17 protein-coding genes are annotated in these 20,155 nt (G+C 62.1%); 6 read left to right on the plus strand and 11 right to left on the minus strand.

Annotated elements, in window-relative coordinates; genetic code table 11:
* The 4 genes from BLV09_RS28345 (at position 1) to BLV09_RS28360 (ending at position 4,645) form a co-directional block, all read left to right on the plus strand.
* On the plus strand, positions 1-1,899 hold the full coding sequence (locus BLV09_RS28345; RefSeq protein ID WP_100385508.1) for a feruloyl-CoA synthase: 1,899 nt from the start codon (positions 1-3) through the stop codon (positions 1,897-1,899).
* A 32-nt stretch (positions 1,900-1,931) separates the two neighbouring features.
* Positions 1,932-2,693 carry an SDR family NAD(P)-dependent oxidoreductase gene (locus tag BLV09_RS28350; RefSeq protein ID WP_146689761.1) on the plus strand — a complete coding sequence of 254 codons (762 nt, stop codon included), beginning with the start codon at positions 1,932-1,934 and terminating at the stop codon, positions 2,691-2,693.
* 233 nt (positions 2,694-2,926) lie between these two features.
* Positions 2,927-3,346 carry an acyl-CoA thioesterase gene (locus tag BLV09_RS28355; RefSeq protein ID WP_100385510.1) on the plus strand — a complete coding sequence of 140 codons (420 nt, stop codon included), beginning with the start codon at positions 2,927-2,929 and terminating at the stop codon, positions 3,344-3,346.
* Positions 3,347-3,493: 147 nt separating this feature from the next.
* Positions 3,494-4,645, plus strand: coding sequence for an ABC transporter substrate-binding protein (locus tag BLV09_RS28360; RefSeq protein ID WP_100385511.1), 1,152 nt, complete (start codon positions 3,494-3,496; stop codon positions 4,643-4,645).
* A 218-nt stretch (positions 4,646-4,863) separates the two neighbouring features.
* Here the strand turns inward: BLV09_RS28360 and BLV09_RS28365 are convergent, their stop codons facing one another.
* The 3 genes from BLV09_RS28365 to BLV09_RS28375 are packed head-to-tail and all read right to left on the minus strand — an operon-like array spanning position 4,864 to position 8,407.
* Positions 4,864-5,595 carry an ABC transporter ATP-binding protein gene (locus BLV09_RS28365; RefSeq protein WP_146689762.1) on the minus strand — a complete coding sequence of 244 codons (732 nt, stop codon included), beginning with the start codon at positions 5,593-5,595 and terminating at the stop codon, positions 4,864-4,866.
* Complete coding sequence (locus BLV09_RS28370; protein WP_146689763.1) at positions 5,592-7,361, minus strand: branched-chain amino acid ABC transporter ATP-binding protein/permease; 1,770 nt, start codon at positions 7,359-7,361, stop codon at positions 5,592-5,594. Before BLV09_RS28370 ends, BLV09_RS28365 begins: the two co-directional genes overlap by 4 nt.
* Positions 7,362-7,366: 5 nt before the next feature.
* Positions 7,367-8,407 carry a branched-chain amino acid ABC transporter permease gene (locus BLV09_RS28375; protein ID WP_167558903.1) on the minus strand — a complete coding sequence of 347 codons (1,041 nt, stop codon included), beginning with the start codon at positions 8,405-8,407 and terminating at the stop codon, positions 7,367-7,369.
* 189 nt (positions 8,408-8,596) lie between these two features.
* On the opposite strand from BLV09_RS28375, the gene BLV09_RS28380 reads away from it, so the two are divergent.
* Positions 8,597-9,112 (plus strand): MarR family winged helix-turn-helix transcriptional regulator, encoded by a 516-nt coding sequence (locus BLV09_RS28380; protein WP_146689764.1) that lies wholly within the window; start codon positions 8,597-8,599, stop codon positions 9,110-9,112.
* Positions 9,113-9,246: 134 nt separating this feature from the next.
* Here the strand turns inward: BLV09_RS28380 and BLV09_RS28385 are convergent, their stop codons facing one another.
* The 8 genes from BLV09_RS28385 to BLV09_RS28420 form a co-directional block, all read right to left on the minus strand.
* Positions 9,247-10,527 (minus strand): glycerate kinase type-2 family protein, encoded by a 1,281-nt coding sequence (locus BLV09_RS28385; protein WP_146689765.1) that lies wholly within the window; start codon positions 10,525-10,527, stop codon positions 9,247-9,249.
* 298 nt (positions 10,528-10,825) lie between these two features.
* A complete protein-coding gene (locus tag BLV09_RS28390) occupies positions 10,826-12,055 on the minus strand; it encodes an ABC transporter substrate-binding protein (protein ID WP_146689766.1) in 1,230 nt (409 codons plus the stop codon).
* A 196-nt stretch (positions 12,056-12,251) separates the two neighbouring features.
* Positions 12,252-13,484 carry an ABC transporter substrate-binding protein gene (locus BLV09_RS28395; protein WP_146689767.1) on the minus strand — a complete coding sequence of 411 codons (1,233 nt, stop codon included), beginning with the start codon at positions 13,482-13,484 and terminating at the stop codon, positions 12,252-12,254.
* Between the two features lie 15 nt (positions 13,485-13,499).
* The gene (locus BLV09_RS28400) at positions 13,500-14,516 is read right to left on the minus strand and encodes a branched-chain amino acid ABC transporter permease (RefSeq protein WP_100385517.1); all 1,017 of its coding nucleotides are present in this window, start codon (positions 14,514-14,516) and stop codon (positions 13,500-13,502) included.
* 2 nt (positions 14,517-14,518) lie between these two features.
* On the minus strand, positions 14,519-15,397 hold the full coding sequence (locus BLV09_RS28405; RefSeq protein WP_100385518.1) for a branched-chain amino acid ABC transporter permease: 879 nt from the start codon (positions 15,395-15,397) through the stop codon (positions 14,519-14,521).
* 11 nt (positions 15,398-15,408) lie between these two features.
* The gene (locus tag BLV09_RS28410) at positions 15,409-16,122 is read right to left on the minus strand and encodes an ABC transporter ATP-binding protein (protein ID WP_100385519.1); all 714 of its coding nucleotides are present in this window, start codon (positions 16,120-16,122) and stop codon (positions 15,409-15,411) included.
* A complete protein-coding gene (locus BLV09_RS28415; RefSeq protein WP_146689768.1) occupies positions 16,119-16,916 on the minus strand; it encodes an ABC transporter ATP-binding protein in 798 nt (265 codons plus the stop codon). Before BLV09_RS28415 ends, BLV09_RS28410 begins: the two co-directional genes overlap by 4 nt.
* A gap of 69 nt (positions 16,917-16,985) precedes the next feature.
* Positions 16,986-17,855, minus strand: coding sequence for an IclR family transcriptional regulator (locus BLV09_RS28420; protein WP_100385521.1), 870 nt, complete (start codon positions 17,853-17,855; stop codon positions 16,986-16,988).
* A 122-nt stretch (positions 17,856-17,977) separates the two neighbouring features.
* On the opposite strand from BLV09_RS28420, the gene BLV09_RS28425 reads away from it, so the two are divergent.
* On the plus strand, positions 17,978-20,074 hold the full coding sequence (locus tag BLV09_RS28425; protein ID WP_146689769.1) for a 3-hydroxyacyl-CoA dehydrogenase NAD-binding domain-containing protein: 2,097 nt from the start codon (positions 17,978-17,980) through the stop codon (positions 20,072-20,074).
* The last annotated feature ends 81 nt before the right edge of the window (positions 20,075-20,155 follow it).

A 20,155-nucleotide genomic window follows, 5' to 3' on the forward strand; every position in this document is an offset into this window, starting at 1 on the left:
ATGAGCGCAAAACCCGACATATCGGCCACGGCCGGCAAGGGCGATGCGCTGGCGGGCGCTTCGAAGGTTCATCCGCTGCGCGCGATCTCGTTCGGCGATCCCGCCGTGTCAATCGACCGGCGCGCCGACGGCACCATCTATCTCAGGCCTAAAGCCGCGCTCGGCGACTATCCGGTTCGGCTGACCGATCGCCTGCATCATTGGGCCAAAGCCGGACCAAACCGCATCTTCATGGCCGAGCGCAGCGCCGGCGGCTGGCGCCAGATCACCTACGCGCAATTGCTGGCCTCGACCCGGCACATTGCCTCCGCACTGCTGGCGCGCGGGCTGTCGGCGGAGCGGCCGATTGTCATTCTCTCCGGTAATTCGATCGACCACGCGCTGGTGGCGTTCGGCGCGCTCTATGCGGGGATTCCATTCTGTCCGGTTTCGGCGGCCTATTCCTTGATTTCGAAGGATTACGGCAAGCTCGCTTTCCTGATGAAGCTGCTGACGCCGGGCCTGGTATTTGCCGACGACGCCGGCAAATTCTCCGATGCGCTGTCCGCCAACGTTCCCGATGAAACCGAAATCGCGGCATCACACGGCGCGGTGCCCGGCCGACGCGTGACGATGCTGGCTGATCTCCTGGCGACGCCGGAACATCCCGGCCTTGATGCAGCGCATGACGCGATCGGTCCCGACACGATTGCAAAATTCCTGCTGACCTCGGGCTCGACCGGCAATCCGAAGGCTGTGATCAACACCCAGCGGATGATCTGCGCCAATCAGGTGATGCTGCGCGAGACACTGGCGTTCCTGAAGGACGAACCGCCCGTCATCGTCGACTGGCTGCCGTGGAACCATACCTTTGGCGGCAACCACAATATCGGGCTGACGCTGTTCAATGGCGGCTCGATGTATCTCGACGAAGGCAAGCCGATGCCCGGCGGCATCGAGGAGACCGTGCGCAATCTGAGGGAGATTTCGCCGACGGTCTATTTCAATGTGCCGAAAGGCTATGAATCGCTGCTGCCTTATCTGCGCGACGATCAGGCGTTGCGCGAAAAATTCTTCCATCGGCTGCATGCGATGTTTTTCAGCGGAGCTGCGTTGTCGCCCCATGTCTGGAACAGCCTTGATGCGCTTGCGGTGCAGGAAAAAGGCTACCGCGTGCCTGTTCTCACCGGCCTCGGCGCCACCGAGACCGCGCCATTCTTCATGTCGGTGCGGCCGGATACCAGCCGTTCCGGCCACGTCGGGCTTCCGGTGCTGGGCAACGACGCCAAGCTTGTTCCGAACAACGGCAAGTGGGAGGTTCGCGCCAAGGGGCCGAACGTCACGCCGGGTTATTGGCGTCAGCCGGAACTGACCGCGGCCGCGTTCGACGACGAAGGCTTCTACAAGTTCGGCGACGCGCTCAAGCCCGCCGTGGCGGATGATTTCAGCGCCGGCTTCGATTTCGATGGCCGCATTGCCGAGGATTTCAAGCTGGCCAGCGGCACCTGGGTCAGTGTCGGCCCGCTCCGGGCACGCCTCGTCGCGGCCTGCGCGCCGATGGTGCGTGATGTGGTGATCGCCGGCATCAACCGCGACGAGGTCTCGGCGCTGGTGGTGCTCGATCTCGACGGTTGCCGTCTCATCAATCCGGCGCTTGCCGCCGACGACATCGCGGCAGCGGCGTCCGATGCAAAGATCCGCGAAGCGCTTCGGCAGCGGCTGACCCAATTTCTGGCGACAGCGACCGGTTCCTCGAACCGGATTACGCGTGCGATCCTGATCGATACGCCATTGTCGATCGATCGCGGCGAAGTCACCGACAAGGGCTCGATCAATCAGCGCGCCGTGCTCGAACATCGCGGCCGGCTGATCGAGGATTTATACGCGCCGACGCCGGCGGCCAACGTGATCACGCTTTAGCTAATCGAAGAAGTATATCGAAGGAGAGAGCCATGCAGTTAAAGGATCAGGCCGCCATCGTCACCGGCGGCGCTTCGGGATTGGGTGCCGCAACCGCGCGCAGGCTTGCGGCGCAGGGTGCCAAGGTCGCCGTGTGCGACCTCAACGCCAAGCTCGCCGAAACCGTCGCCGCCGAAATCGGCGGCGTTGCAGTTGTCTGTGATGTCGCCGATTCCGCGTCAGCCGAAGCCGCCGTGGCTCAGGCTTCGAAATCCCATGGTCCGGCACGCGTGCTGGTGAATTGCGCCGGCATTGGCGTTGCCAAGCGGGTGATCGGTCGCGACGGTCCGATGCCGCTGGCTGATTTTGAAAAGGTGATCGAGATCAATCTGATTGGCACCTTCAACATGCTCCGGCTGGCGACCGCCGAGATGACGAAACTTGAGCCGCTGTCGACGGGCGAGCGTGGCGTCGTCATCTGTACCGCGTCGGTCGCGGCCTATGATGGCCAGATCGGACAATCGGCCTATTCGGCATCGAAGGGCGGCATTGTCGGGATGACGTTGCCGATCGCGCGCGAGCTGGCGCAGTTCGGCATTCGCGTGCTGACGATCGCGCCCGGCCTGTTCCTGACGCCGCTGTTGGCCAATTTGCCGCAGGAAGCACAGGACAGCCTCGCCGCGGCGATTCCGTTTCCGCGCCGGCTCGGCCATGCCGACGAGTTCGCCTCGCTGGCGCTGCACATGATCGACAATCCCTATCTGAACGGCGAGGTGGTGCGGCTTGATGCGTCACTCCGCATGGCGCCGCGCTGAGCGTGATGATCGATATGAAGTTAGCGCGCGCCGTGATCTTCCCACCTCTCCCATGGGGAGAGGTCGGCGCGAAGCGCCGGTTGAGGGGTTACGCTCTATCGATAGACCGTACTCCCTCTCCCATCTAAGTCGGATATATCCGACTTCGGCAATATAAAATGCCCAACTCGGGTAGACCCGAGTTGGGTGGGAGAGGGAGCCACCCGCGCTAGCAAGGGAAGAGGGGGAGAGGCATGTTCGTCCACCGGCGCGATGTGCAGATCCAGTGGGGTGACTGCGACCCCGCCAACATCGTCTATTACCCGCGTTATTTCGAGATGTTCGACGATTCGACGTCGATCATGTTCGAGGCCGCCGGCTTCCCCAAGCAGGACATCGTCAGGAAATATGGCCTGGTCGGTATCCCCATGGTGGATACCCGGGCCAAATTTCATATCGCCTCCACGCATGGCGACTGGATTACGATTGAAAGCCGGGTCGAGAGTTTCAAGCGTTCAAGCTTCGAGGTCACCCACAGGGTGTTCAAGGCCGAGGCGCTGGCGATCGAGGCGTTCGAAACAAGGGTGCTGGTCGGGCGTCATCCGGATGATCCGGCGCGGCTGAAATCGGCGCCTGTGCCGGCGGAAATCATTGCCAGGTTCATGCAGGGTTAACGCATGATCCGGAACCGGCGGGGCCGCGTTAGCGCAAGGCGGGAGCCGTTTTCCCGGGCTGACTCAGCCACCTACATCGCCTAAAGAGGGGGGCTGAATTGCCAGCCGAATTTTGCTTTTAGAAAATAAGATCCAAGGGAGGAATGAATGAAGCAAGTTTACCTGTCTGCCGCGGCGGTCGCGGCGGCCCTCGCATTGTCGGGCCTGCCCGCGCGCGCGCAGAGCAATGAAATCACCATCGGTATCTCGATCTCGACCACCGGCCCGGCTGCGGCGCTCGGCATTCCCGAGCGCAACGCGCTGGAATTCGTGGCCAAGGAGATCGGCGGCGTGCCGCTCAAGGTCATCGTGCTGGACGACGGCGGCGATCCGACCAACGCCACCACCAATGCCCGCCGTTTCGTCACGGAATCCAAGGCCGACGTCATCATGGGCTCATCGACGACTCCGCCGAGCATCGCCGTCTCCAACGTCGCCAACGAGGCGGGAATTCCCCATATCGGCCTGGCGCCGTTTCCGATTACGCCGGAGCGGGCCAAGTGGTCGGTCGATATGCCGCAGCCGGTGCCGATCATGGGCAAGGTGCTGTACGAGCACATGAAGGCGCACAACATCAAGACCGTGGGCTATATCGGCTATTCCGATTCCTATGGTGACCTCTGGTTCAACGACCTCAAGAACCAGGGTGTTCCGATGGGCATGACCATCGTCGACGAGGAGCGCTTCGCGCGGCCCGACACGTCCGTTGCGGGACAGGTGCTGAAACTGGTCGCAGCCAATCCCGACGCGATCCTGATCGGTGCGTCCGGCACCGCGGCGGGATTGCCGCAGCAGGAGCTTCGCGACCGCGGTTACAAGGGCCTGATCTACCAGACCCACGGGGCCGCCAGCATGGACTTCATCCGCATCGCCGGTAAGTCGGCCGAAGGCGTCATCATGGCGTCCGGTCCGGTGATGGATCCGGAAGACCAGCCCGACAGCGCGCTGACCAAGAAGCCGGGCCTCGCGCTCGATACCGCCTATGAGGCCAAATACGGCCCCAACAGCCGCAGCCAGTTCGCCGGACATTCCTACGACGCCTTCAAGGTGCTCGAGCGCGTGATCCCGGTGGCGTTGAAGAAGGCCAAGCCGGGCACGCCGGAATTTCGCGAAGCCATTCGCGAGGCGTTCCTGAGCGAGCATGAAATCGCGGCGACCCAAGGCGTCTATAATTTCACCGAAAAGGATCGCTACGGTCTCGACGACCGCTCGCGCATCCTGCTCACGGTGAAGGACGGTAAATACGTTCCGGCGAAGTAAGGACATAACCGCTCAGACGGAGCGACAGTGATTGAAGCCGGCCTCTTATCGAGGGGCCGGCTTTTTCTTACCCTCCCCTGAAGGGGGAGGGTCGGCTGCGTTGGGCGATGCGTAGCAAATAGTAGGGTGGGCAAAGCGAAGCGTGCCCACCACTTGAATTATATCTTTTCCAGAACGGTGGGCACGGCGCGAAGAGCGCCTTTGCCCACCCTACGTTTTCAAACCGCACTCGCGCCTTCGTGCTGAAAGCCGAGATAGCTGGCGGCGACGCGTTGGTTGGCCGCGATCTCCTTGGCCGATCCGTTCAGGATGAATTCGCCGAGCTCCATCACATAGGCGCGGTCGGCGATCTGCAGGGCGGCCTTTGCGTTCTGCTCGACCAGCAGCACCGAGACGCCGCTGGCGCGCAATTCGCCGATGGTGCGGAAAATATCCGCGACGATGATCGGCGCCAGCCCGAGGCTCGGCTCGTCCAGCATCAACAGCCGTGGCGTGCCCATCAAGGCGCGGCCCATCGCCAGCATCTGCTGCTCGCCGCCGGATAATGTGCCGGCCAATTGCTTGCGCCGTTCCTTCAGCCGCGGGAACAGCGTGTAGACCCGCTCGAAGGCATTTGCCGTGGCGGCCTTCGGCAGCCGGAACGCGCCGAGCTGAAGATTGTCCTCGACGTTCATGGTCGAGAACAATTCGCGATGCTCCGGCACCAGGCTCAGGCCTGCCATGACGCGATCCTCGATATCGAGCCGGGCCATGTCCTGGCCTGCGAAGTGGGCGGCGCCCTTGAGCGGCAGGATCCCCATGATGGCGTTCAACAGCGTGGTCTTGCCGGCGCCATTGGCGCCGATGATGGTGACGATCTCGTTGTCGGCGACATCGAGCGACACCGCGCGCACGGCCTCGACCTTGCCATAGGCCACGTGAACGTCGGTGACCTTCAGCAACGTACTCATGCCACCGCTCCGAGGTAGGCCTTGATCACATCGGGATTGGTCTTGATCGCGGCCGGCGTGCCCTCGGCGATCTTGGTACCGAAATCGAGCACGACAATGCGGTCGGCGAGATCCATCACAAATCCCATGTCATGCTCGACCAGCAGCACCGACATGCCGCCATCGCGCAACTGGCGCAGCAGCGCCGCGAGCTGCTGCTTCTCCATATGCCGCAATCCCGCGGCCGGTTCGTCGAGCAGCAGCAGCATCGGATCGACGCACAACGCGCGGGCGATCTCGACAATGCGCTGCTGGCCGAGCGACAGGCTGCCCGCCAATTGGTTGATCTGCTCGCTCAACCCGACGCGCTCGATCTGCCGCGCCGCCTCCGCCAGCAATTTCGCTTCATCGGCGCGATCAAGCCGCAACATGCTGGCGACGGCGCCGGCGTGACCGCGCAGATGGGCGCCGATCGCGACATTCTCCAGCACGCTCATATCAGGCACCAGCTTGACATGCTGGAAGGTGCGGGCGACGCCCAGCTTCACCACCTCCTGCGGCGGCGCGTTATTGATGTTCTTGCCGAGCACCGAGATCCTGCCGCCCGATGAGGTCAGCACGCCGGTGACCAAATTGAAGGTCGTACTTTTGCCGGCGCCGTTGGGGCCGATCAGCGCGACGATCTCGCGCGTCTGCACGTCAAAGGAAACATCGTTGACCGCGACCACACCGCCGAACTGCTTGCGCGCGTGATCGATCTGCAGGAGCACGCCAGGCGTTTCCGCCGCTCGCGGTCGTGCCGGCAAGGTCAGGGACGTATCCGGCCGCCTGCGGTTCGGCTTTAACGGGATGCGCGCCATCAGCCAGGGCCACACGCCGGTCGGCGCGATCTGCAGCAGCGTCACCAGCAGGATGCCGAACACGATGGTTTCGAGCTGACCTTCGCCGTGAAATACATAGGGCAGGTAGCTCTGCAGAATCTCTTTCAGGATGACGACGATGGCGGCGCCAAGCACGCCGCCCCAGACATAGCCGGCGCCGCCGACGACGGCGACGAACAGATATTCGATGCCAGCCTGCGCGCCGAACGGCGTCGGATTAACGGCGCGCTCGAAATGCGCGTAGAGCCAGCCGGAGAGACCGGCCAGCACCGCCGCATAGATGAAGACCAGAAGCTTGGCGCGCGGCGTCTGCACGCCAAAGGCTTCGGCGGCGATGTGGCCGCGGCGCAGCGCGCGAATGGCGCGGCCGGTGCGCGAGTCCAAAAGGTTCATGGTGAGCAGCGCGCTGACCAGAACCGCGATCCAGATCGCGAAGTAGATCGTTCCGGGATCGATCATTTTGAGCGAGCCGATCGACAAAGGCGGAACGCCGGAAATCCCGTCATTGCGGCCGAGGAATTCGAGCTTGCTGAACAGATAGAACAGGCCGATGCCCCAGGCGATGGTGCCGAGCGGCAGATAATGGCCGGATAGCCGTACCGTGATGAGGCCGAGTACGACTGCGGCGAGGCCGCTGACAATAAGAGAAAGCGGCAGCGCCAGCCATGGCGACAGGCCGTAGGCGGTGGTGAGCACCGCCGTGGTGTAGGCGCCGAAGCCGCAAAACGCCGCCTGGCCGAATGAGGTGAGGCCGCCGACGCCGGTCAACAGCACGAGCCCCATCGCCACCAGCGCGGAGAGCCCGATATTGTCCAGCAGCACGATCCAGAATGGCGGCATGCCCGGGATGAACGGGATCACCGCCATCACCAGCGCAAACAGCATGATTGGCAGCCGCTGCGGCATCGCGATCAATCCTTCTCTTCCTCGACCGCTGGCGCCGCCAGCGATCGCAGCACGAGAACCGGAATGATCAGCGTGAAGACGATGACTTCCTTGAAGTTGCTGGCGAAGAACGAGGAGAAGGCTTCGACCACGCCGACCAGCAGTGCTGCGATCGCGGTCAGCGGATAGCTGACGAGGCCGCCGATGATTCCGGCGACGAAGCCTTTCAGTCCGATCAGGAATCCGGTGTCGTAATACAGCGTCGTGATCGGCACGATCAGGATCCCCGAAATCGCGCCAATCAGCGCAGCCATCAGGAATGCGATCTGTCCCGCCAATGTCGTCCTGATCCCCACCAGGCGCGCGCCCAGGCGATTGACGGCGGTGGCGCGCAACGCCTTGCCGGTCAGCGTGTGGCCGAAAAACAGCCAAAGCCCGATCATGAACGCAACGGTGATGACATAGACGGCGATGCTCTGTCCGGTGAAGCGCAGCGGGCCAACGGTGAAAGCCGCGGTCGAAATCGGCGGCCCGCGCTGGCCTTCGGCGCCGAAAAACACCAGGCCAAAACCCTGCATCGCGAGATGGCAGCCGACCGAGGCGATCAGGAGCACCAGCACGGACGTTTGTGCGATCGGCTGAAACGCGATGCGATAGAGAAACAGCCCGATCGCCGCGACGATCAGCAGCGACAGCGCGATGTTGATCGCGATCCCGCTCTGGTGCCCGGCCGACCAGTACGTCAGCGCAAAGATCACCGAGGGCAGCACGATGTTGACCACGAGCGCGCGCCCGACCAGCCGCCGGTGCAACGATCGGCGGCCGACATAGATGTCGAGGCAGAACGCCACGATGCCCATCGCCACTGCCAGCCGCGCGGTGCCCGGAAACTGGCCCGCTGACAGCGAGGCATAGGTGAGCGCGCCATAGGTGACGAACTCGCCTTGCGGAATCAGGATCACGCGCGTGACGGCGAACACCAGCACCAGCGCGAGGCCGAGCAACGCATAGATCGCGCCGTTGGTAATGCCGTCCTGCACCAGGAACAGCATGATCGTCGTGTTCAAGACCGGACGCTCCCCCTCAGACGCCGGGCCGATCGCGCGCCGGCGTGGCTGCCCGACGGTCCGATAACAGCAGTTGAAACATGCTGCCGGTATTTGATATGATGGATAACAATTATCGATTATAATCTCAAGGCCCGCATCCGTTGCAGAGGGGCCATATCAATCTACAGGGATTGCGAGCCCCGAGCGATGACTGTTTCCAAAACCGCCGTCGATCCCAAAGGCTCGCGTGCCGCCCGCAAGGAACAGGCCGAGGGCGCGACTGAGGGCGCCGCGCTGCAGATGGGCGAATTGTCCGAACTGCTCGGCTATTCGCTCAAGCGCGCGCAGTTGAAGGTGTTCGAGGACTTCCTGCACTGCGTTGAGCCGCTGCAACTGACGCCGGCGCAGTTCTCGGTTCTGCTGCTGCTCGACAAGAATCCCGGGCGCAATCAGACCGAAATCGCCAATACGCTCGGCATTCTCAGGCCGAATTTCGTCGCGATGCTCGATGGCCTCGAGAGCCGCGACCTCTGCGCGCGAATGCGCTCGACCAATGATCGGCGCTCTCATATCCTTGTGCTGACCGACAAGGGCCGCGCGGTACTGGCACGCGCCAAGAAGCTCGTCGCCACCAAGCATGAAGCGCGTCTCAACGAATTGCTGGGCCCCGCCAACCGTGCCGCACTGCTGGCGATGCTGGCCACGATTGCTCGGGAGTTTTAGAGCCTCTCGTCATTCCGGGGCGATGCAAAGCATCGAACCCGGAATCCAGAAGTTGCGGCGTGAGATTCTCCGATGTGCAATCGCACATCGTAGTTCGCGCTGAAGCGCGCCCCGGAATGACAGTGAACCTAAGCCTAATCCACCAGGATCACCCTGACGTCATTGACGTTGGTGAGCGTCGGGCCGGTCAACAAGAGATCGCCGGTTGCGGCAAAGAACGCCGTGGCGTCGTTGTTGTCGAGGTAAGCCTTGGGATCGAGGCCCAGCGATTTCATTTTCGTAAAAGTGGTCTGATCGATCATCGCGCCGGCTGGATCGGTCGCGCTGCCCGCGCCGCCGTCGGCGCCATCGGTATCGGCCGCCAGCGCCGATATGCCTGGTGTCTGATTGAGAAGGCCGGCCAGCGCCAGCGCATATTCCTGGTTGGGGCCGCCGCGCCCGTTGCCGCGCACGGTCACGGTGAGCTCGCCGCCCGACAGGATCGCGACGCGCCTGCCCTCGGCGCGCGCCTGCAACGCGAGCTTTGCATGATCGGCCGCAACATCCCTCGCTTCGCCTTCGAGATCGGCGCCGAGATCGATGATGTCGTATCCGGCGTCCTTTGCGAGCTTGATCGCGGCATCGAGCGAGGCCCTCGGCCGCGCGATCAGCTCGAAATGCGCGCGGGCAAAGGCGGGATCGCCGGGCTTGCAGCTTTCGTTGTTGGCGTCGTCGAGCGCGCGGCGGATAGCATCGTCGACTTCAAGGTTGTATTTCGCGACGAGGGCGCGGGCATCCGCCAGCGTGGTCGGATCCGGCACTGTCGGTCCCGATGCGATTGCGGATGGATCGTCGCGGGGAACGTCGGATATCGCCAGCGTCACGATCTCGGCGCGCTGGCCGGCGCGCGCGAGCCGGCCGCCCTTGATGCGCGACAAATGCTTGCGAACGGTGTTGACCTCGCCGATCGGCGCGCCCGAGCGCAGCAGCGCGCGCGTCACCTGTTGTTTCTGCGCGAACGTAATGCCCTCCACCGGCGCGATCCAGTTGGCGGAGCCGCCGCCCGTCAGCAGCACCAGCAAGAGGTCATCGGCCTCGGCGCTCTGCGCTAGCCGCAACGTATCTTCCGCGCCCTTTAGTCCGGCCTCGTCAGGCACGGGATGACCGGCCTCGACCACCTTGATCCGCCGTGTCGGTAGGCCGTGACCGTGACGGGTGGTCGCGATGCCCACTAGGCGAGAGGGCTCGAGCTTGAGTTCGTCGAGATAATGACGTTCCGCGGCGACGGCCATGGCGGCGGCGCCCTTGCCGGCGGCAAGGCAGATTACCCGCCCCTTGGGCACCGGGCGCAGATGCGCCGAGAGCACGACGTCGGGGTGGGCGGCGGCAACGGCGGCATCGAAGAGTGCGCGCAGGAGAGGGCGTCTATCAGTCATCGCTTCACGGGATTTGAAATGGAGTGACGAGAATGCCGGTTATCCATCCAATCGGCACAAAAGAAAACCCCTGTTCGTGCTCGATCCCGCAGGGTGGAAAACCGCTTCGAAGGTCAGATAAAAGGCCGCAGAGTCTGATTCAGGGATCTGAATCAGACTCTGCGCTTTTCCAGTGCAGTGGCTTCATCGCTTGAGACGGCGCTTTCGCGCCTCCTCAGGATGAGGCCCTGTCAGCCGCAAGGCTGAACGCGGCACCGCCGCGCGTCTCCTTCAGGGCCTGCCGGGCTGAACAACCGCGTCAGCCGGCAACATCCGCGTCGATCACGTCGCCGAACAGGTTCCATCGCTCGCCCTTGAATCTCATCAGTTGAAGCGAGGAAATCGGGGCGAAGTCGGTCGGGCTGGTGTTGATCTTGATGCCGGGCAGCAGCACTCCGGTCCGGAAATCCTTGAGGCTTGCCGCCTGCTTCATGATGTTTTCGCGGGTGAGGTCATCGCCGCACTGCTTCAGCACCTGGACCAGCGTTTGCGAAACGGCGAAGCCGACCACGGTCCCCTGGTCTTGCTTGTTGCCTTCCGGGAAATCCTTCGCCATGAACTCGTAGAACTGCTTCATGCCGGCATCATTGTCCCACTGCGGATCGGAGGCGTCCTTCAGGTAAGCCGCGGAAATGATGTCCTGGGCATTTTCAAAACCGGCCGGCTTGATGACGGTGGCGACCGATGCCGAGACGTTGTTGAGGAAATGCAGCGGCTTCCACTCGATTTCGGCCATTTTCTTGATGGCCTGCGCCGCGAATTTCGGCGTCGTGATGTTGACGAAGATATCGGCGCCGCTCGACTTCAGCTTGACGATATGGCCATCGACCGAAGGTTCGGTGGTCTCATAGCTCTCCTCGGCGACGATCATCGAGGCGGCCTTGGCACCGAGTCCGTCTTTGAGCCCTTTCAGATAGTCCTTGCCGTAGTCGTCGTTCTGATAGAGCACCGCGATCTTGGCGTTCGGCTTTTCCTTCAGGATGTACTTCGCGTAGATCTGCGTTTCGCTCTGGTAGCTCGGCTGCCATCCCATGGTCCATGGGAAGTTCTTGGGATCATTCCATTTGGTGGCGCCGGTGGCGACGAAGAGCTGCGGCACTTTCTTCGAGTTCATGTATTTTTGGATGGCGGAATTCGGCGGCGTGCCGAGCGAGTTGAAGATCAGCAGCACCTCGTCGCTTTCCACCAGCTTGCGCGCCTGCTCCACGGTCTTCGGCGGGCTATAGGCGTCGTCATAGCTGATGAAATTGATCTTGCGGCCGTTGATGCCGCCGGCATCGTTGATCTTCTTGAAATAGGCCGCTTCGGTCCGGCCGATCACGCCATAGGCGGACGCCGGGCCGCTGTAAGGCATGATGTTGCCGATCTTGATTTCAGTGTCGGTGGCGCCGACATCGTATTTCTTCTGCGCGAGCGCTGCGCTGCTGGTCGCAACAAGAATCGCGAGGGCAGCCGTGAAGGCTCCCGATCGCCAATGGATAGCGGGCATCTTGATCTCCCTGGATCGCGGTTGAATGTGTCATTTTTTTATTGAGAGCACTTTGCGGCCCCTCCGCGTATCGAATACCTGCCGGCGTTGGGCAGCAACAAAAAACCCCCTGCGACGAGGTCGCAAGGGGCGTTATTTAGTCGAACAGACTTGGGTCAAATCGACTGACCTAATCGGTTCTCTCGGCTGGCAAAACCTAGCCGCCGACCTCGCCGCTGATGACGGGGCCGAACAGGTCCCACTTCTGGCCTTTGAACTGCATCATCTGAAGCTGCTCGATCGGATAGAAGTCGGTTGCGCTGGTATTGATCTTCACGCCGGGAAGCAGCGTGTCGGGCGCAAAGTCCTTCAGGCTGGCGGCCTGCTTCATGATGTTCTCGCGGGTCAGATTGTCGCCGGCCTGCTTCAACACCTGGACCATGGTCTGCGCCTGACCGTAGCCGAACACGACCGATCCATCAGCCTTGTTGGCCTCGGGGGCGTATTTGGCGAGGAAGGCATAAAATTTCTTCATGCCCTCATCATTGTCCCACTGCGAATCCGCGCCGTCCTTGGCATAAGCCGCGGAGAGAATGCCCTGGGCATTTTCAAAACCTGCGGGTTGCAGCACGGAGCCGACGGAAGCGCCGACATTGCTCTGGAAGTACATCGGCTTCCAGCCGATCTCGGCGACTTTCTTGATGCTCTGGGCGGAGAACTTCGGCGTGGTCATGCTGAAGTAGACGTCGGCGCCGCTCGATTTGAGCTTGACGATATGGGAGTCGATGGTCGGCTCGGAAACTTCATAGCTCTCTTCAGCCACGATCATTGACGACGCCTTGTCGCCGAGACCGTCCTTGAGGCCTTTCAGCAGGTCCTTGCCGAAATCGTCGTTCTGAAATATGACCGCGACCTTGGCATCGGGCTTCTCCTTCAGGAGATATTTCGCATAGATCCGGCCCTCGCTCTGATAGGGCGGCTGCCAGCCCATGGTCCAGGGAAAATCCTTGTACTCGCCGAATTTGGTGGCGCCGGTCGCGACGAAAAGCTGCGGCACTTTCTTGGAGTTCAGATATTTCTGAATCGCCGAGTTCGACGGTGTTCCCAGCGGACTGAACAGCAGAAGAACCTCGTCGCTCTCCACCAGCTTGCGCGCCTGCTCGACCGCCTTTGGCGGGCTGTAGCTGTCGTCATAGCTGATGAAATTGATCTTGCGGCCGTTGATGCCGCCCTGTTCATTGATCATCTTGAAGTAGGCTTCTTCGATCTTGCCGATCACGCCATAGGCCGAAGCCGGGCCGCTATAGGGCATGATATTGCCGATCTTGATTTCAGTATCGGTCGCGCCGGTGTCGTATTTCTTCTGGGCGAATGCGCTGCTGCCGGTGGCCGCAAAGGCGATGACCGCCGTGGTGAACGCGGCGGTTCGTAATTGCTGTCTAGAAAGCATTATGGGTGTTTCTCCTCAGTTTTTCTTGAATTTACCGATCGCTTGCTGGGCCATCATTGCCACCTGTCTGGCGCCATGCGGCATCAGGAAGATGACAACGAACAGGAGGACGCCGAACACGGCGCCAGAAAGGCCTTTCGAGATTCCTTCCGCGATGTTCGGCACGAAGATGATGAAGGCCGAACCCACGATCGATCCGGGCAGCCATCCCACGCCACCGACGACCATGCCGAGAAACAGCGCGATCGCCAGCGTGATGGTGTAGCTGTCGGGCGCGACGAACTGCACGGCGATCGCGCCGAGCGCGCCGGCGACACCGGTGATCCCAGCGCTGACGCCGAACGCCAGCGTCTTGTAGAGCGCAACGTCGATGCCCATGGCGGAGGCCGCGATCTCGTTGTCGCGGATCGCCATGAAGGCGCGGCCGGAGCGCGACCTCAACAGATTGACGGAGAAAATATAGATCGCGATCGTGACCGCCAGCGTGAAGTAATACAGCCACATGTCCTGGGACATCGGCAGCCCGAACGGCGCGTCAGGCTTGGTCACAACGAGGCCTTGCACGCCGCCGGTCCAGGGCTCGAACACGTTGAGCTTCAATAGCTGCGGCATCGCGGTTGCCAATGCGAAGGTCGCGAGCGCGAGGTAAACGCCGCTCAGACGGAGCGCCGGCTGGCCGAACAGGAAACCGAACGCAAAGCACACCACCCCGGCGACCGGCAGCGTCAGCGCGTAGTTGACGTTGAAGGTTTCCATCAGGATCGCCGAGGTATAGGCGCCGACGGCGTAGAATGCGCTCTGGCCCAGCGAAAACTGCCCGCTGCCGCCGGTCAGGATGTTCAGCGCCAGCACCGCGAGCGCATAGATCAGCAACATCGTCAGCTGGAAGATGATGAAGTTCTTCACGAACAGCGGAATGATGATCAGCAATGCAAGCACGGCCAATGAGGTTCCGTAGCCGAGCGTCATGGCCCTCTTGGGAACGGCCTCGACGGCGGGCGCTTCGGTGACGACTTCCTGGATTGCGCTCATGATCAAACTCGCTTCACGATGGCCCGGCCGAACAGGCCCGCCGGTTTGACGACCAATACGACGATGATAAGCGCCAGCGCGATCGGCAGTTTCAATTCATTGCCGACGCCGGGGATATAGGTCCCGGCGAGATTTTCGAAGATGCCGACAAGAAAGCCGCCAATGACCGCACCGAACGGACTTGTGAGCCCGCCAAGAACGGCGGCGGCGAATCCGTAGATCAGCACGCCACCCATCATGTTCGGCTCCAGAAACACCACCGGCGCGATCAGCATGCCGGCGATGGAGCCGATCGCGGCCGCCATGCCCCAGCCGAGCGCAATCATCCAGCTGGTGTTGATGCCGACGAGCCTGGCCGATTCCGGCAGCGACGCGGCGGCGCGCATCGCAAGGCCGATCCGCGTGAAGCGGAAAAAGAAGAACAGCAGCACCAGCAACAGCAGCGTCACGCCGATCATGCCGGCCTGATGGGTCGAGACCAGCTGGCTGCCGAGAAACGGCGACGAGCCGAACGGCGTCGGAAACTGCTTGATCGTGAAGTCCCAGATCAGGCCGGCCGAGCTGTTGATGATCGAGAACAGCGCGATAAAGCCGGCGACGTTGGTCAGGATCGGCGCCTTCGCCAACGGCTTGAACAGCAACCGCTCGATGGCGATGCCGCCGATGAAGGAGAATACCAACGTGATCAGGAATGCTCCCCAGTACGGCACCCCCCATTGCATCAGCTGCCAGGCGATGAATGTCGAAAACATCGCCATCTCGCCCTGGGCGAAATTGAGATGATCGATTGCCTGGTAGATCATGACGACGGCGAGCGCCATGCAGGCATAGATCGCGCCGGTGGCGATGCCAGCCAGGATCTGGTTTGTAAAAAGCTCCATGGCGGCGCTCCTCAATATCCAAGATAGGATTTACGAACGTCTTCGTTATTCGCGATCTCGGTGGCTTTTCCGGACATGACGATGCGGCCGGTCTCGATCACATAGGCCTGGTCGGCGAGTTCCAGCGCCAGCTGCGCATTCTGCTCCACCACCAGAATGGTGACCTTGTCCTCGCGATTGATCTTGCCGAGGATCTTGAACAGGTCGCGTACGATCAGCGGCGCGAGCCCGAATGACGGCTCGTCCAGCAACATCAGCCTCGGGCGCAGCATCAGTGCGCGAGCAACCGCTAGCATCTGCTGTTCACCGCCCGAAAGCGTGCCGGCCTGCTGGGTATGCCGCTGCTTCAAAACCGGAAAATGATCGTACATGCGCTCGATGTCGGACACGACACCGGCCTTGTCCTTGCGGGTGATGGCGCCGAGCTGGAGATTCTCCTCCACCGTCATGGTCGTGAACGTGCCGCGGCCTTGCGGCACATGGGCGATGCCCAGGCGAACGATGTTTTCGGTCGAACGGCCGGTGAGAGGCGCGCCGTCGAATTCGATCGATCCGGTCGAGCGCACCATGTTGCAGATCGCGCGCAAGGTCGTGGTCTTGCCGGCGCCGTTGGCGCCGAGCAGGGTGGTCAGGCTTCCTTCGTTAAGGCCGAATTCCAGGCCGTGAAGCGCCTGCACCTGGCCGTAATAGGCGCGCAGGTCCCTTACGTTGAGCATCGCCGTCATTGGTCCTTGCTCCCCAGATAGGCCTTGATGACGTCGGGATCGGATTGCACCGTGGCCGGCGTTCCCTCGGCGAGCTTGCGGCCGAAATTGAGCGCCACCACGTGGTCGGCGATCGACATCACGAGGCCCATGTGGTGTTCGACAAGCAGCACGGTCATCTTGCGCTCGTCGCGAATGCGGCGGATCAAATCGCCAAGCACGTAAACTTCTTCATGGTTAAGGCCGCCGGCCGGCTCGTCGAGCAGCAGGATTTTCGGATCCGCGGCCAAGGCGCGCGCCAGTTCCACACGCTTCTGGGTACCGAACGGCAGACCGGAAACCGTGACATGGGCGACGTCTTCGAGGTCGAGATAACCGAGGATCTCATGAACGCGCTTATTGAGCCTGGCTTCGCCGTTGCGGACCCAGGGCAACCGCAACGAGTCGCTGACGATGTCGCTGGAGGTACGGGCATGGGTGCCGACGCGGACGTTGTCGAGCACCGAAAGGTTGGCGAACAATGCGACGTTCTGGAAGGTGCGGCCGATGCCGATCTCGGCGATCCGGTGCGGTGGCCGCGACAGGATGCTCTGGCCTTCCATCAGGATGTCGCCGGCGCTCGGCTGGTAGAGCCGGCTGAGGCAGTTGAACAGCGTGGTTTTGCCCGCTCCGTTCGGCCCGATCAGGCCGAGGATCTGACCTTGATGCATGTCAAAGGACACGCCGTTCAATGCGATAATGCCGCCGAACACGACGCTGACGTCGCGAACCGCGAGCAGGGGATATTGTCCCCGCGCGACCTGTGCCTGCGTCATTTCGTTGCGCCCGCCTGTATCAGACGGGATTGACCACGCGAGTCTGTTCGCATGTCAAATTGACGCGGACTATCTGATCCCCTCAACCACACGTGCAACTTTCCCTCCTGGTCTCACCCTTTTGCCTTCTTCTTTTTTTGATTGCGGCATCGTTACACCACCTAACGCCGCTTCTATGTTCCTTACCATCGCCACGAGACGAGGTCCAATATCACTGCGCAATCGATCTTCCGTGAAACGGAATGCAGGCGCGCCGCAGTTAAACGCATAAGGACCCGTTCCGTCATTAAGCTTTAGTGCTACGCCGACCGCATGAACGTCGTCCTGCCACTCGCCGGCCGAGATCGTGAAGCCGTATCGCGCCACCGTTTCGCCGGAGCGCTCGATGCCGTCGCGCATTCGCGCCCAGCGGCTGCCATAATGGTCGCGGAGGTCGCGCAATAAAGAGGCACGCTCGTCATCAGGCAGTGCCCAAATATACGCCCGCCCCATCGCGGTGGTTGCGATCGGGATTCGCGAGCCGACGTCCAGTTGAACGCCCAGCGTGAGCCCGTTGCGGCTTTGCCCGAAGTAAATCATGCTGTGACGGTCGCGCCCGCCGACGGCGACGGCGCCGCCGGTCTCGCGCATGACTTCCTCGCGGAACGGCTCAGACAAATGACGAACGCCGAGATTGGCAAGCGCGGCATAGCCGAGCGCCATCGCCGACGGCGCAAGCTGATATTTCTCGAACCGCGGAACAGGTGTAAGGTATCCCAGTTTGGTCAGCGTATAGGTCAGCCGGGAAACGGTGGGCTTGGGTAATTTCGTACGGGCCGCAATCTCTTGATTGCCAAGAAGCCCGTCATTGGGTTGGAATGCGCGCAATACATCGAGACCGCGGGAAAGCGCGACAACGAAGCTGCGATCGGTCGCCACTTTCTTGCCTGGACGTTTCATCGACTTCAGCTGCGCGGACCTCGTTGACAACGGACGTGCTTCAAAATAACCCTCGCTGTCAAGATGTGGAATTAAATTCCGCAGTGCGAAATTGATAAAAACGGGTATCCAAGGAGAGTGCCGTGAGCGAAGTGGTCAAACTCGAGCGTCATGACGTTGTTGCCATCGTCACCGTCAACAGCCCTCCGGTCAATGCACTGAGCGCCGCGGTCCGCGGCGGTATCCTGGAATGCATGAAGAGCGCGATCGCCGATCCGGAAGTGAAGGCGATCGTTCTGACCTGCGCCGGCCGTACTTTCATCGCTGGCGCCGACATCACCGAATTCGGCAAACCGCCAAAACCTCCGGGTCTGCACGAAGTGCTGACCGTAATGGAGAACAGCTCGAAGCCGATCGTGGCCGCTATCCACGGCACCGCGCTCGGCGGTGGTCTCGAGGTCGCGCTCGCCTGCCATTTCCGCGTCGCCACCAAGGATGCAAAGCTGGGCTTGCCCGAAGTGAAGCTCGGCCTGCTGCCGGGTGCGGGCGGAACGCAGCGTTTGCCGCGCGCGGTCGGGCCCGAACTGGCGGTCAAGATGATCGTCGGCGGCGATCCGATTGCCGCCGCCGAAGCCCTCAAGAACGGCTTGATCGAGGAAATCGTCGAGGGACCGGCCACAGGCGGCGAGGCTTTTGCCCGCAAGGTGCTGGCCGAGAAGCGTCCGTTGCGCAAATTGCGCGATGACGACAGCAAGCTCGTGGCCGCGAAGGCCGACCGCTCGATCTTCACCAACGCGGTCGCCGCCATGACCAAGAGGGCGCGCGGGCTCGAAGCGCCGTTTGCTGCCGCCGACGCAGTGGGCGCCGCCATCGATCTGCCGTTCGACGAAGGGCTGAAGAAGGAACGCGAAGGCTTCCTCAAGCTGGTCGCGAGCGATCAGTCGAAGGCGCAGCGTTACGCCTTCTTCTCCGAGCGCGAGGCGGCCAAGGTCGCGGGCGTACCTGAGGGCACCAAGCCGCGCAATGTCGAGCGCGTCGCCATCATCGGCGCCGGCACCATGGGCGGCGGTATCGCAATGTCGTTCGCCAATGCCGGTATTCCGGTGACGCTGATCGAAACCGGCGAAGAGCAGCTCAAGCGCGGCATGGGCGTGATGCAGAAGAATTATGAGGCCACCGCGGCCCGCGGCGGTATTCCGGCGGATGCGCCGGCCAAGCGCATGGGTCTGATCACGGGTGTGGTCGGGCTCGAGAACGTCAAAGACGCTGACCTGATCATTGAAGCCGTGTTCGAGACCATGGCGATCAAGAAGGAAGTGTTCACCGCGCTTGATAAATACGCCAAGCCGGGCGCGGTGCTTGCCAGCAACACCTCCTACCTCAACATCGATGAAATTGCGAAGGTGACAAAACGTCCGCAGGACGTGCTCGGCATGCACTTCTTCAGCCCGGCCAACGTGATGAAGCTGTGCGAGATCGTGCGCGCGGAGAAGACCGCGCCGGACGCGTTGACCACGGCGGTCGCCGTGGCGCGCAAAATTGCAAAAGTGCCGGCGGTGGTCGGCGTCTGCGACGGTTTTGTCGGCAACCGGATGCTGGCGCAGCGCGGCAAGCAGGCGGAGAAGCTGCTGTTCGAAGGCGCATTGCCGCAGCAGGTCGATGCCGTCGTGACGAAATTCGGCATGCCGATGGGACCGTTCGCGATGGGCGATCTCGCCGGCCTCGATATCGGCTGGCGCTCGCGCAAGGATCGCGGCATCAAGTCGGAAATCGCTGATGCGCTGTGCGAAGCGGGGCGCTTCGGCCAGAAGACCGGCAAGGGCTACTACAAATACGAGGCGGGTTCGCGCGCACCGCTGCCCGATCCCGAAGTCGAGAAGCTGATCGACGAGACCTTGCAGCGGCTGGGGCGCAAGCGCCGCGTCGTCAGCGACGACGAGATCCTCGAGCGCATGATGTATCCGATGATCAACGAGGGCGCCCGCATTCTCGAAGAGAAGATCGCGGCGCGTCCGAGCGACATCGACGTGATCTGGCTCTATGGTTATGGCTGGCCGATCTATCGCGGCGGCCCGATGTTCTATGCCGACCAGGTCGGCCTCAAGCACATCGCCGACCGGTTGTCGTATTACGCCAAGGAGACCAACGATCCTTCGCTCGAGCCCGCGCCGCTGCTCAAGCGGCTGGCGGCCGAAGGCAAGACGTTTGCATCGCTGGCGCAGACGGCGAAAGCGGGCTGATGCGGCACCGCAGTTACCACGTGTCGTTCCGGGATGCGCCACTTGGCGCAGACCCGGAACCTCGAGATTCCGGGTTCGCTC

The sequence above is a fragment of the Bradyrhizobium canariense genome (assembly GCF_900105125.1).
Classification (GTDB): Bacteria; Pseudomonadota; Alphaproteobacteria; order Rhizobiales; family Xanthobacteraceae; genus Bradyrhizobium; species Bradyrhizobium canariense_A.